Source organism: Bacillus cereus group sp. BceL062 (genome assembly GCF_051780025.1).
Taxonomy (GTDB): Bacteria; Bacillota; Bacilli; order Bacillales; family Bacillaceae_G; genus Bacillus_A; species Bacillus_A toyonensis.
The window spans coordinates 37,082-49,268 of sequence record NZ_JBPWGY010000014.1 but is presented as its reverse complement, the minus strand read 5'-3'; the positions used below and the strand labels follow the sequence as shown (position 1 = coordinate 49,268).

Genomic DNA, 12,187 nt, shown 5'->3' with positions numbered 1-12,187 from the left:
GTTTTCAGTTTAACAAAAATACAGAATTTTTAAAAGTTTTAAATACTTTCAAAATCCAATAGGAAAGGGCACTCTTATCGAGTGCCCTTTAGCGCTTATTTTGTTTGTTGCTTGCTCATCGCGCTCATCATTTGATTGATTTTCTTTTGGGAAGGTTTTTGTCCCATTTGCATCATCATCATTTTTAACATTTGTTCATTAATTGGTGGATTTTTTTCTAAGTAGTTCATCATGTATTTGCGGGCAATGAAAAATCCTAACGCCACGCCTGCTACTAGTGCTACTACGCCCACTAGAATACCTAACCAAATTGGCATATATTTTCCTCCTTCATGTTGTCTACCTTACAGTGTACTAAAACCTTTTCAATAAGACAAGATAGAATTCGACATTTTTTACACATATGTTCGTACTTGTTTTAAAGGATTCAACCATCCGTACTTTTTATTTTCATAATCCATAGCTAAAAATGTTAGTTCACACTTTCTTAACACCTCAAAGAAAGTCGTTTCCATAGAGACATTTCCAGAGGTATCCATGCGAATATAGTGTGGTTTCACTATTATTTCGCCATATTCCGCTCCCGTAAAAAGTGTATGCGTATGATGTGTTCTATCATATTTACCAAGAACACACAAAGCTTGCTCTAATTTATGATGAATTTTCATTACTTGTAATGGCATCGTTATATACATCATTTGTTTATATAACACTTTTTTCTCCGAAAGGGACCCAGATTCTGAAAATCGAGCAAATAAATCAAAAAACAAATATTCACGACCAAAATAAGCTTTCGCAATATCCTCTTGAATTAAATACAATTCATACGTTTTCATTTTCAGCCTCCCAATCTGGACAACCTTTTCTCTTCATTATATAGAAGAAAATTTGCAATGATTGTCTGACTGCGGAGAGATAAAAAACTTTTTCTGTCGAAAAAACTCATTTACATAGAAAAACCTCTCCATGCCGGAGAGATTTTTCTAAAATCATTAAAGCATTTCTTTTACTTTACGAACAACGTTCTCTACAGTAAATCCATACTCTTTCATAATCTTCTCACCAGGAGCAGAAGCACCGAATGTATCGATACCTAACACATCTCCTTCAAGACCTACGTAACGGTGCCATCCGAATGTAGCACCCATTTCGATTGCGAAACGTTTTGTTACTGCTTTTGGTAATACAGATTCTTTGTACTCAGCAGTTTGAGCTTCAAAGCGATCCATAGATGGCATGCTGACAACAGCTGCGTCAACGCCGTCTACTGCTAACGCTTTTTGTGCTTCAACAGCTAGACTTACTTCAGATCCAGATGCAAGTAAAATTACATCAGCTGTTTCTTTCTTGCTTGCAGAAACTACATATGCACCTTTTGCAACTTTTTCATACGTATCTTCTTTTGCGCCTTCTAATGTTGGAAGATCTTGACGAGTTAATACTAAAGCAGTTGGTGTTTTTGTAGATTCTAAAGCTAATCTCCAAGCCGCAACAGATTCGTTACCGTCAGCTGGACGAATAACAGATACATTTGGCATTGCACGAAGCGCTGCTAATTGCTCAACTGGCTCATGTGTTGGACCGTCTTCACCAACAGCGATACTGTCGTGTGTGAATACATACGTTACTGGCAATTGCATTAATGCTGCAAGACGAATTGCTGGACGTAAGTAGTCAGAGAATACGAAGAACGTACCACCGTAAGTTTTTAAACCACCATGTAGTGCAATACCGTTCATTGCTGCACCCATTGCGAATTCACGTACACCGTACCAAATGTTTTTACCGCTGTAATCTTCTCTTGTAAAGTCTTTTTCGTTATTCATGTATGTTTTGTTAGAACCAGCAAGGTCAGCAGATCCACCGAAGAATGATGGTACAGACTCTGCAATTGCATTAATTACAGCACCTGAAGAATTACGTGTTGCTGCTTTTGATCCTAATTCATAAGTTGGTAAGCTTTGTTCCCAACCTTCTGGAAGAAGACCGTTCATTGCTGCTTGCAGTTCGTTTGCTAATTCTGGATATGCTTGTGCATATTCACCTAACATCGTGTTCCAAGCTGCTTGCGCTGTTTCACCAACATCTTGTACTGTTTTACGGAAGTTGTCATATACTTCTTCTGCTACATGGAAGTCTTGTTCAGCAGTCCAAGCGTATGCTTCTTTCGTTAATTTTGTTTCGTCTACACCAAGTGGAGAACCGTGTGAAGCTGATTTTCCTGATTTGTTTGGAGAACCGAAACCAATTGTCGTTCTTACTTCAATTAGCGTTGGGCGTTTTTCGTCAGCTTTCGCTTCTTCAATTGCTTTCGCGATTGCTTCAATATCGTTTCCATCCTCAACACGGATTACTTGCCATCCGTATGCTTTGTAACGATCTTCTACACTTTCAGAGAATGAACGATTTAAATCGCCATCTAATGAAATATCGTTTGAATCGTAAAGCACAACAAGACGACCTAATTGTAAATGAGCAGCTAATGAAGATGCTTCAGCAGAAACGCCTTCCATTAAATCTCCATCACCACAAATAGCGTATGTATGATGATCTACTACATTATACGCATCACGGTTATATTTAGCCGCTAAATGTCTTTCAGCCATTGCCATACCTACAGCAGTTGCAATACCTTGTCCAAGTGGACCAGTAGTTGCGTCTACACCTGCAGTATGACCGTACTCAGGATGTCCTGGAGTTTTACTTCCCCATTGACGGAAGTTCTTTAAGTCATCCATTGTTACATCATAACCAGATAGGTGAAGTAGGCTGTATAATAACATTGAACCATGACCTGCAGATAATACGAAACGATCGCGGTTAAACCACGTTGGGTTATTTGGATTATGTTTCATAAATTGAGTCCATAATGTATAAGCCATTGGTGCTGCACCCATTGGCATTCCTGGGTGACCAGAGTTTGCTTTTTCAATCGCATCGATGGATAATGTGCGAATCGTGTTGATAGAAAGTTGTTCGATTGAATGTGACATGCTATTCTTCCCTTCGCTTATATTAGTAAACGTTTTATACATTTATATGATAGCTTCCCACGCAAGATTATACAACATGTATCGACAAATATGTTGATGTTTTTTTGATTTTTTATAAAAAAACCAATGATTTCGGGAATGTATGGGTATTCAATATGACATACTTTTTTATTGTTTTTATTTTAAAAAGAAAGGGAATTATCTGTATATTTATACAAACGTACAGACTTCTTTTAATAAACACTTAAAAAGACAAAAAAGCATCTGACTTCGATGCTTTTAAAATCCGTTAAACAATCCGTTTTCGAATCGAACTTGAAATAAAATCGATTATAATTACCATTAGAATGATGCCCAATAAAATAATTCCCACACGAGACCAATTCCGTGAACTTAATGCAAAAATTAATGGCGTACCAATACCACCTGCTCCAATTACACCTAAAATCGCAGCGGATCGCACATTAATTTCGAACCTGTATAACGTATACGATAGAAAATCTGGTAACACTTGTGGTAATACCGCATACCAAAGTATTTGAAACCGATTTGCACCTGTTGATATTAACGCCTCGGTCGGTCCCTTATCTATATTTTCAATTCCTTCCGAATATAGTTTCCCTAACATTCCGATAGAGTGTAACCCTAAAGCTAGAACTCCGGCAAAAGAGCCTGGCCCAACAGCTTTTATAAATAAAAGAGCCATAACTAATTCAGGAAATGTACGAACAAAACTAAGTACAAATTTCCCAGCACCTGAAGTTAATTTTCCACTACTCATATTCGTTGCCGCCCAAAAAGCAAATGGAACAGATAAAAAGGCAGAAATAAATGTACCTAATATTGCAATTGCCAACGTATCAATCAAACCATGTAATAAATCTTCACCATCAGGCAAAGATACATACGACCAATCTGGGTTCAACACGCCTGCCATAATTGCTTTTGTAATTTCTCCCGCTGTATTTTTTATTCCCTCGAGTGGGACACCTGAAAAGGCCCATACATATATAACTGTTAGTGCTATAAAAATAATCCAGCGATTTACACTCGGTTTCTTCGGTTTTGGTACGATTATCGTCGTTTTACTCATTATAATTTCTCCCGCAACAATGTACTTATATAATCAATTAACAATACAACAACAAGGGTATAAATAATAATGGAAGCAGTTTGTTGATATTGTAAAAATCCAAGTGTACGATCATAATATAAACCAATGCCACCTGCTCCTACTAAACCTAGAACAGCTGCGGCACGTACATTCACCTCAAATGTATAAAGTACGTAGGAAACAAAGTGCGCTTTCACTTGCGGAATGACCCCATAAACAATCCATTGCACCTTATTCGCTCCTACAGCTGTCATCGCTTCTAATGGACCTGGATCAATTGATTCAATTGACTCATACAATAATTTCGCTACGAGCCCAACTGAGAAACAAGTAAGAGCCAAAATACCTGGAAGTGGTCCTATTCCAAAAATCGCTACAAAAATAGCCGCTAATAATAAATCTGGTATCGTTCGTATAAAATTTAAAATCAATCGAGCTGGACTGTACAAAAATACACTAGTAAATACATTACTTGCTGCAAATAGTGCAAGTGGAATGGCTAAAATCGCTCCTAAAGTCGTTCCAATAATCGCCATGCGTATTGTATCTAACATTGCTGTTGTAATAACTTGAAAATAACTCCAATCTGGTGGCACCATTTCCTTCAATAAATCCATCATATTTGGAAAACCAACTACTAGTTTTGAAAATGATGCGTCGACCTGTACACTACTACACCACAACAGTAAAATAACTAGAATAACCGTTAACATATGTTTCAATTTACTCGGCGGCTTCGGTATTGATTTCGAATATATCGTCACGTCATTCATTTAGCTGCCACCTCTAATAGTGAGCTTTTCTGAGCTACGTCCCCATAAATTTCAGCAAATTTTTCATCCGTTGCCTCATCTACTACACCATCAAAAACAATTTCACCTGCATGTAATCCAATAATGCGTGTAGCATATTGCCTCGCTAAATCAATAGAATGTAAGTTTACAATTGTCGTAATTCCAAAATCTTCATTAATTTTTTTCAAATCATCCATTACTTGCTTTGTTGTCAGTGGGTCTAACGAAGCAACAGGCTCATCTGCCAATATAATTTTCGCTTCTTGTGCCAATGCTCTAGCAATCGATACACGTTGCTGTTGTCCTCCTGATAATTCATCTGCTCGTTCATATGCTTTTTCTAAAATATTTACCCTGTTCAAAGCCTGAAATGCAAGTTCCAAATCTTCCTTCGGAAACAAGCCTAACGTTGTACGTAATGTCGAATGATATCCAACACGCCCGGCTAATACATTCTTCAGTACCGTGGATCGCTTTACAAGGTTAAAGCTTTGAAAAATCATACCAATATCTCGGCGCATGCGTCGTAACTCTTTGCCTTTTGCAGCAGTAATAGACTCACCTTCAATAATAATTTCTCCTTCTGTAATCTCATGAAGGCGATTTACTGATCTGAGGAGTGTAGATTTTCCAGCCCCAGATAGCCCGACCATTACAACAAATTCACCTTTTTGAATTTTTAAATTTATGTTTTTCAATCCTTTCGTACCATTTGGATACACTTTGGAGACATTTTGAAACTCTATCACACATCTTACCTACCTTCTATGTATTATCAATAACTGAAAAACGGCAAACTAACTGAAATCACACACTTTCCAGTTAGTCGCCATTTCCATATGTATTATTGTGTTTTCACTTTCTTTCCATAGTCACGAACGATATCAAATTTACTATCATCAGATTTCACATATCCTTCATGTGAGTATACCTCTTTAATGATTTTGTGCCCTTCTTCATTCTTTCCTATTTCAATGAAAGCATCTTGTAATTTCTTGCTCCACTCCGCATCTAAATCAGAACGTACAGAAATCGTATCGTTTGGAATTTTCTCCGTAAATTTTACTATTTTCGTTTGATCAAATATATTCGGATAATCTTTTTTTACAATATTACGAGCATCTTGGAATACAACAGCTGCATCAATATCACCATTTAAAAGAGCAATAAGTGACTGATCATGACCTTTTAATGTAACAGGTTTCACATCCTTTAGCGGATCGACTCCCTCTTTTAACAATACAGCTGCAGGCCATACATACCCTGCTGATGATGTTACATCTTGATAACCAATTTTTTTACCTTTTAAATCTTTCACACTATTAATATTAGAATCTTTCTTAACAACAAACTCTGATTTATAAAAATCTACTAAGTCCTTTGTGGGAGCTCCAGTTTCATCATCTACCCCAAAACGTTGCGCCTGTAATATTACGTTTGCAGCCTTCTTCTCATGCGCTAACACATACGCTGTTGGAGGTAAAAATCCTACATCTACTTGTTTTGATGCCATCGCTTCTACAATCGTATTGTAATTCGTTGAAATACTAACTTTTACCGGAATGTTTAATTTATCACTTAATAGTTTTTCCAATGGTTTCGCTTTCGCCTCTAACGTATCTGCATTTTGAGAAGGAACAAATTGAACATTTAACGTCTTCGGTACATAACCTTTTTTCGTATCCTCATTTTTACTTGCACTTGATTCCTTCGTTCCACAGCCACTTAATAACCCCGCTGCTAGTACAACTGTTGTGCTCATTGCAAAAACTTTTTTCAACATGTTTATGCCTCCATTTTTCGTTGTTATAAAATAACCTTCCGTAAACATGAAGAAATATATCACATATTTTTACAAACAATTACTTATTTACAGAATCTTTACACATTCTATACATTCTCATTAAAATTCCTTTCATATATTTGATATGATTAATTGAAAGATAACAATAGAAAAGGTGAATGGTATTGATTCAAAATCAAATTGTAACTTTAAATATTTTATTAACAAGCGATGTACATGGTACTGTGTATCCAATTCACTACCAAGATAACTCCAAAGCAGAAATTGGTTTAGCTAAAATTTCTACTCTTATAAAAAAAGAACGCTCCAAAAATACAAACGTCCTTTTAGTTGATAACGGTGATTTCATACAAGGAACACCATTAACTTATCATTACGCTACATACGAAAATGATAAGAAAAATCCAATGTCCTTATTGGCCAACTATTTAAATTATGATGCTGCAATTATCGGCAATCATGAATTTAATTATGGAATGGATATATTAAATCATGCTGTAGAAACTGCAAACTTCCCGTACTTATCAGCAAACATTCTAGATAAAAACATAAAAGAACCTTATTTTGGGAAACCTTATATAATAAAACATATTGAATCAAATATAAAAATTGCTATTTTAGGGGCAACAACACATTACATCCCGAATTGGGAACAGGCCCATCATATTAAAGATTTACTATTTGAAGATGCACTAAAAACAATAAAAAAGTGGGTTCCTTACATCCGTGAACATGAGAAGCCCGATTTACTAGTCGTAGCCTATCACGGGGGATTTGAACGCGATTTTCAAACTGGAGTACCAACTGAAGTTTTAACAGGTGAAAACCAAGGATACGCAATGTATGATGAAATTGATGGTATAGATATTTTACTAACAGGTCACCAACACCGAGAAATTGCTCAAACTTTAGATAATGGTGTAACAATTTTACAGACCGGATGCAATGGACACTCCGTTGGAAAGGTAAAAGTAATATTCGAAAAAACAGAACAAAAATGGGTAAAGAAAAATAGTTACGCACAATTATTGCCTGTGCAAGGAATCGAGGCCGACAAAGATGTTCTTTCCTTGGTCGCCGATTATGAAGAGAAAACACAAAAATGGCTTGATCAGCCTATTGGCATCATTCATGGAGACATGCGAATTTCAGATGCTATGCAAACTCGTTTGCAAGACCATCCTTTTATTGAATTCATAAATAAAATCCAGATGGATATAGCTAACGTTTCTATTTCTTGTACAAGTTTGTTTCATAATACATCTCCAGGATTCCCGAAACATGTCACAATGCGGGATATCGTTTCCAATTATATTTACCCAAACACATTAAAAGTTATTCGAGTGACTGGAGCCGATATAAAAGATGCTCTCGAACTTTCTGCTTCTTATTTCACATTAAATAAAGTTGGAGATATAATTGTTAATCCTGCATTCATAGAACCAAAACCTGCGCATTATAATTACGATATGTGGGAAGGGATTTCGTATGTATTAAACATTTCAAAACCAATTGGTGAAAGAGTAGAGTCTTTACAGTATAAAGGCGCTACACTCGATATAAATGAAGAATATGACGTTGTTATGAATAATTATCGAGCAAACGGCGGAGGGAATTTCTTCATGTTTCAAAATAAACCAGTAATAAAAGATATTCCAACAGATATGTCTGAACTTATTGCTAACTATATATTGAAGCATAAAAGAATAGAAGCAACGAGAAATAACAACTGGAAAGTTATTAAATAACAAATAAAAAAAGATGGGCTTCGCCCATCTTTTAATTTAATTTTGCATTATCTTGCTTTTTTAAAGCTTTTAATTTCGCTGGTGTAACATCTGTACCTTCTTCGTTAACGACTTTAATTCCTTTAAGTTCGTTTAACATATTTTGACGAAATCCTTTTAAATATTGTTCTCGTAGCGATTGACGCTCACGTTTTTCTTCTTCAGTTAAACCTTCAGCTTTTGCTTTTTTCGCTAAGAAGTTAATGCGTTCAACGAGTTCGTGATTAAGCATCTCGAATCCCCCTTCTAATCAAAACTGATTATTATCATACAATAGTTACTCTTCTTTATCAAGCAATTGCTTTGTATACTCTACGTATCTACGATGTACAGTCGCTTTTGAAACATTATGACCAAATCCACGAAGCGTTGCCGCAATTTCTTCGAAAGTGAGTTCACTCTTGCGCAAACGTACAATTTCCTCAATTGGCACTTCTTTTTTCTCTCGCCCTACGCTTAAATGACGATTTTTTAAATTATTTTCTGGCCGATAGCCTTTTTCTACCGCGCGTTGCATACCACGTTTAATTTTCAAGTTATGAATCTTTCTTTGATATTCTTCAACAATACTAATTATATCTAATACCATCGAATCAGAATCCGACAATTGTAATTCACCATTATGCGTATGTGTATATACTTTTATTCCCTCTTTATGTAAACAATGCATTAATGCAATCTTCGCATTCCCTCTACCAAGACGTGTTTCATCTTGTATTAGAAGTACATCAACTTGTTCATCTCGAATTGTATCTAATACTTCTAATATGCCATCACGTTCAATTGTATAGCCACTAGCCTGTTCCTCAATCACTTTTGTCACATTCATTTCATAGCGCTCAGCTAAATGCAATAATTCATCCTTTTGACGCAATAACGATGTTTCTTGTGCTTCTTTTGTTGTACTCACACGTGCATAAACAATTGCATTCATTTTTAACCCTTCTTTCTCGCTATATTTTCTCTCTAGTGTATCATAAATCTCCCTTTTGTTCGAACTTATGTTTGTAGAATGTTTTTTCGCATGTTATACTTATTAATAAGAAAAACGAAAGAAAACGAGGTGTTAGAAAACATGGAAAAGTTAACGAAACGCCAGCAAGACATTCTCGACTTTATTAAGCTAAAAGTACAAGAAAAAGGATATCCACCTTCCGTACGTGAAATCGGTCAAGCAGTCGGCCTCGCTTCTAGTTCTACAGTGCACGGACATTTATCACGACTAGAAGAAAAGGGCTATATTCGACGCGATCCAACAAAACCACGAGCAATCGAAATTTTAGGCGATGACCGAATGGATACAGAAACACAATCTGTTATTCAAGTTCCAATCGTCGGAAAAGTTACTGCCGGTTTACCGATTACAGCAGTCGAAAGTGTAGAAGAGCACTTCCCACTTCCAGCTAGTATCGTTTCTGGATCAGATCAAGTATTTATGTTACGTATTTCTGGAGATAGCATGATTGAAGCTGGTATCTTTGATGGAGATTTAGTTGTTGTTCGCCAACAACAATCTGCATACAACGGTGAAATTGTCGTTGCCTTAACAGAGGATAACGAAGCAACTGTTAAACGTTTCTATAAAGAAAAAGATCACTTCCGTCTACAACCGGAAAACTCTTCATTAGAACCTATCATTTTAAAACAAGTGTCAGTTATTGGAAAAGTAATTGGCGTATATCGTGATTTACATTAAAAATAATAAAAGAAGATAATTCCCTTATTTATATAGGGAATTATCTTCTTTTGTATATATTGGTAGATTTTGATTCATTCCAAAAACTCGAATGAATCTATCTTCTCATCTATTATTAACGTGTTTCTATAGTAACATCTCCAGCAGCCGTTTTGCCGCTAATCTTTTTACCCCCATTACCAATTGTTACGTTTTTATTTTCCTCATTAAAAATTGTCACGTCTCCAGCAGGAGTTTGCCCATTTATTACTGCATCTTTTGGTTTTTCCGATAAAGTAATAGCTACATCTCCAGCAGTTGAGGTTGCCTCTACATCATACTTAGGATCATGATCCATAATATATACATCCCCACTAGTCGTTTTTGCTGTTACTTTCCCTATAACCTTTTTAAAGTTCACCTCACCAGCTTTTGTAGATCCCTCTACGTTCTTAGCTGTTACATGCTTCAAATCCACTTCTCCTGCCAGCGTTCCAACATTTACGCGGTCACTTTTCACATCACTTATTTCTATTTGTCCAGCTGCTGAATTTACTTTGATCTCTTGGTAAGAACGTTCTGGTACAAATATAGTCAATGTAGACGTTTGAAATCCGAAATTGTAAAAGGAAAAATCAAACGAAACATCTTTTTTTCTTTCCCCAATAACTTTTAATGTGTCACCATCTTCAGTAATACGAATTTCTTGTTTACTTACATCTCCTGTTTGCTTTACATAAAAAGAGGCATCCGGAGATTTTTGGACGACAATATCCCCAGCACCTAACTTAACTTCTATATTTTTTAACGTTTCGTTTTTAATTACGTCTTCTTTATCGCCTTTTTCTGCAGTTTGCACTGCTTTTTCATATGTTTGTGAAATCCCTATTACTCCAATAATGATACAAGCGATAGCTACTAACAATATTTTTTTCATCATCTACTCCCCTTTTATCATTTTGAAGTTCCATATCACATAACGTACGCACAATCTTTTAAACCACTTCGTACTATAATACGCTATCATACATAACAACAAACCTACTCCAACAAATGTTATACTAACGAAAAGATCCAACCATATAAAAGTGCCCATAAATACTTTTACGATAACGAAAAATGGTGTCACTACACTAGCAATCCCACCGACCCAAAAAGAAAATATAAAACCGATAATTGCAACTAAAGGGCCTAACACGATAATAAAATTAAATAAACTAAGTCCAATCGCCGCCATGACAGCTCTTGTAACATTTGAAGTCGATGGATCTTTTTTCATTTCATCGAAACGATACATCGCAAGTAATTCTTTTGCAATTACTTTAGGAGAACCAAGTCCTTTTATTATTTCTAATTCAGTTTTCCCTTCTTCTATCCCAAACTGAAAGTGCTCTTCATAATCAAATAAAATATCTTTCCTCTCTTCTTCCGGTAACTTTCTAAGCTGATTCGATAATTCTCTAAGGAATTGTTCTTTATTCATCCCAATTCACCCCTTCAATAATTTCTTGTACCCCTTTCGCAAAATCACTCCACTCTGTTACTAACAAATGAAGTTGCGTCTCTCCTTGCTCTGTTAGCTGATAATATTTACGAGGCGGTCCTTCCGTGGACTCTTTTAAATACGTTTGAAAATATCCCTCTTTCGTTAAACGACGTAATAATGGATATACTGAACCTTCCGATATTAAAAATTTATTTGAAATTTGCTGTACAAGTTCATAACCGTAACTATCTTTACGTTTCACAAGTGCCAAAACACATAGCTCTAACACACCTTTTTTAAACTGAACGTTCAAATGTAATCCTCCTTTCTTAGTTTAGTACTGTTCAATACATGGTACTAGATATATCCATAATATACCACTTGGTACTATTTATTGCAAGGTACTTGTTTATATGTATTCACTGACTTTAAAAACGCGCAAATAAAATCCCGAATAAGATTCTGTTGTAGTTCACCATTATTCGAGATTTTATTCGATTCGAACTGCATTCATACAAAGCTTCATTCAATTTT

Annotated in this window: 14 protein-coding genes; 2 read left to right on the top strand and 12 right to left on the bottom strand. The window is 35.8% G+C overall.

Features of this window, described 5'->3' with window-relative positions:
- Nucleotides 1–95 precede the first annotated feature (95 nt).
- The 7 genes from ACS2MN_RS25810 to ACS2MN_RS25780 all read right to left on the bottom strand — a co-directional run bounded on the left by ACS2MN_RS25810 (nucleotide 96) and on the right by ACS2MN_RS25780 (nucleotide 6,684).
- Nucleotides 96–317: a YneF family protein gene (locus tag ACS2MN_RS25810; protein WP_001123316.1), complete on the bottom strand. Its 222-nt coding sequence runs from the start codon at nucleotides 315–317 to the stop codon at nucleotides 96–98.
- 78 nt (nucleotides 318–395) lie between these two features.
- Nucleotides 396–836, bottom strand: coding sequence for a sporulation inhibitor of replication protein SirA (gene sirA, locus ACS2MN_RS25805; RefSeq protein WP_346994874.1), 441 nt, complete (start codon nucleotides 834–836; stop codon nucleotides 396–398).
- Between the two features lie 156 nt (nucleotides 837–992).
- Nucleotides 993–2,993, bottom strand: coding sequence for a transketolase (gene tkt, locus ACS2MN_RS25800; RefSeq protein ID WP_098710008.1), 2,001 nt, complete (start codon nucleotides 2,991–2,993; stop codon nucleotides 993–995).
- A gap of 289 nt (nucleotides 2,994–3,282) precedes the next feature.
- A complete protein-coding gene (phnE, locus tag ACS2MN_RS25795; protein ID WP_087948878.1) occupies nucleotides 3,283–4,086 on the bottom strand; it encodes a phosphonate ABC transporter, permease protein PhnE in 804 nt (267 codons plus the stop codon).
- On the bottom strand, nucleotides 4,086–4,880 hold the full coding sequence (gene phnE, locus ACS2MN_RS25790; protein WP_001000769.1) for a phosphonate ABC transporter, permease protein PhnE: 795 nt from the start codon (nucleotides 4,878–4,880) through the stop codon (nucleotides 4,086–4,088). The genes phnE (ACS2MN_RS25795) and phnE (ACS2MN_RS25790) overlap by 1 nt, the downstream gene beginning before the upstream one ends.
- The gene (gene phnC / locus ACS2MN_RS25785) at nucleotides 4,877–5,650 is read right to left on the bottom strand and encodes a phosphonate ABC transporter ATP-binding protein (RefSeq protein ID WP_070173636.1); all 774 of its coding nucleotides are present in this window, start codon (nucleotides 5,648–5,650) and stop codon (nucleotides 4,877–4,879) included. The genes phnE (ACS2MN_RS25790) and phnC overlap by 4 nt, the downstream gene beginning before the upstream one ends.
- 95 nt (nucleotides 5,651–5,745) lie before the next feature.
- Complete coding sequence (locus tag ACS2MN_RS25780) at nucleotides 5,746–6,684, bottom strand: phosphate/phosphite/phosphonate ABC transporter substrate-binding protein (protein WP_087948879.1); 939 nt, start codon at nucleotides 6,682–6,684, stop codon at nucleotides 5,746–5,748.
- Between the two features lie 185 nt (nucleotides 6,685–6,869).
- Between ACS2MN_RS25780 and ACS2MN_RS25775 the strand changes: the two genes are divergently transcribed.
- Entirely contained in the window at nucleotides 6,870–8,453 is a 1,584-nt protein-coding gene (locus ACS2MN_RS25775) for a bifunctional metallophosphatase/5'-nucleotidase (protein WP_098805222.1), read from the top strand.
- A 31-nt stretch (nucleotides 8,454–8,484) separates the two neighbouring features.
- On the opposite strand, the gene ACS2MN_RS25770 is transcribed toward ACS2MN_RS25775, so the two are convergent.
- Nucleotides 8,485–8,724, bottom strand: a complete 240-nt coding sequence (locus tag ACS2MN_RS25770; protein ID WP_098710011.1) for a DUF896 domain-containing protein — start codon at nucleotides 8,722–8,724, stop codon at nucleotides 8,485–8,487.
- Between the two features lie 45 nt (nucleotides 8,725–8,769).
- Entirely contained in the window at nucleotides 8,770–9,426 is a 657-nt protein-coding gene (locus ACS2MN_RS25765; RefSeq protein WP_000991794.1) for a YneB family resolvase-like protein, read from the bottom strand.
- A 141-nt stretch (nucleotides 9,427–9,567) separates the two neighbouring features.
- Here ACS2MN_RS25765 and lexA point away from each other — a divergent pair, with 141 nt between their 5' ends.
- Nucleotides 9,568–10,188: a transcriptional repressor LexA gene (lexA, locus tag ACS2MN_RS25760; RefSeq protein WP_000413736.1), complete on the top strand. Its 621-nt coding sequence runs from the start codon at nucleotides 9,568–9,570 to the stop codon at nucleotides 10,186–10,188.
- Between the two features lie 115 nt (nucleotides 10,189–10,303).
- Here lexA and ACS2MN_RS25755 read toward each other — a convergent pair whose 3' ends face one another.
- The 3 genes from ACS2MN_RS25755 to ACS2MN_RS25745 are packed head-to-tail and all read right to left on the bottom strand — an operon-like array spanning nucleotide 10,304 to nucleotide 11,966.
- Complete coding sequence (locus tag ACS2MN_RS25755; protein ID WP_088055909.1) at nucleotides 10,304–11,107, bottom strand: DUF4097 family beta strand repeat-containing protein; 804 nt, start codon at nucleotides 11,105–11,107, stop codon at nucleotides 10,304–10,306.
- On the bottom strand, nucleotides 11,108–11,650 hold the full coding sequence (locus ACS2MN_RS25750; protein WP_001031393.1) for a DUF1700 domain-containing protein: 543 nt from the start codon (nucleotides 11,648–11,650) through the stop codon (nucleotides 11,108–11,110).
- Complete coding sequence (locus tag ACS2MN_RS25745) at nucleotides 11,643–11,966, bottom strand: PadR family transcriptional regulator (RefSeq protein WP_001102631.1); 324 nt, start codon at nucleotides 11,964–11,966, stop codon at nucleotides 11,643–11,645. Before ACS2MN_RS25745 ends, ACS2MN_RS25750 begins: the two co-directional genes overlap by 8 nt.
- Nucleotides 11,967–12,187 lie beyond the last annotated feature (221 nt).

Excerpts from the sequence above, each read along its gene's own strand:
- ACS2MN_RS25810 (WP_001123316.1), bottom strand. The coding sequence starts at position 317 with ATGCCAATTTGGTTAGGTATTCTAGTGGGCGTAGTAGCACTAGTAGCA.
- sirA (WP_346994874.1), bottom strand. The coding sequence starts at position 836 with ATGAAAACGTATGAATTGTATTTAATTCAAGAGGATATTGCGAAAGCT.
- tkt (WP_098710008.1), bottom strand. The coding sequence starts at position 2,993 with ATGTCACATTCAATCGAACAACTTTCTATCAACACGATTCGCACATTA.
- phnE (WP_087948878.1), bottom strand. The coding sequence starts at position 4,086 with ATGAGTAAAACGACGATAATCGTACCAAAACCGAAGAAACCGAGTGTA.
- phnE (WP_001000769.1), bottom strand. The coding sequence starts at position 4,880 with ATGAATGACGTGACGATATATTCGAAATCAATACCGAAGCCGCCGAGT.
- ACS2MN_RS25780 (WP_087948879.1), bottom strand. The coding sequence starts at position 6,684 with ATGTTGAAAAAAGTTTTTGCAATGAGCACAACAGTTGTACTAGCAGCG.
- ACS2MN_RS25770 (WP_098710011.1), bottom strand. The coding sequence starts at position 8,724 with ATGCTTAATCACGAACTCGTTGAACGCATTAACTTCTTAGCGAAAAAA.
- ACS2MN_RS25765 (WP_000991794.1), bottom strand. The coding sequence starts at position 9,426 with ATGAATGCAATTGTTTATGCACGTGTGAGTACAACAAAAGAAGCACAA.
- lexA (WP_000413736.1), top strand. The coding sequence starts at position 9,568 with ATGGAAAAGTTAACGAAACGCCAGCAAGACATTCTCGACTTTATTAAG.
- ACS2MN_RS25755 (WP_088055909.1), bottom strand. The coding sequence starts at position 11,107 with ATGATGAAAAAAATATTGTTAGTAGCTATCGCTTGTATCATTATTGGA.
- ACS2MN_RS25750 (WP_001031393.1), bottom strand. The coding sequence starts at position 11,650 with ATGAATAAAGAACAATTCCTTAGAGAATTATCGAATCAGCTTAGAAAG.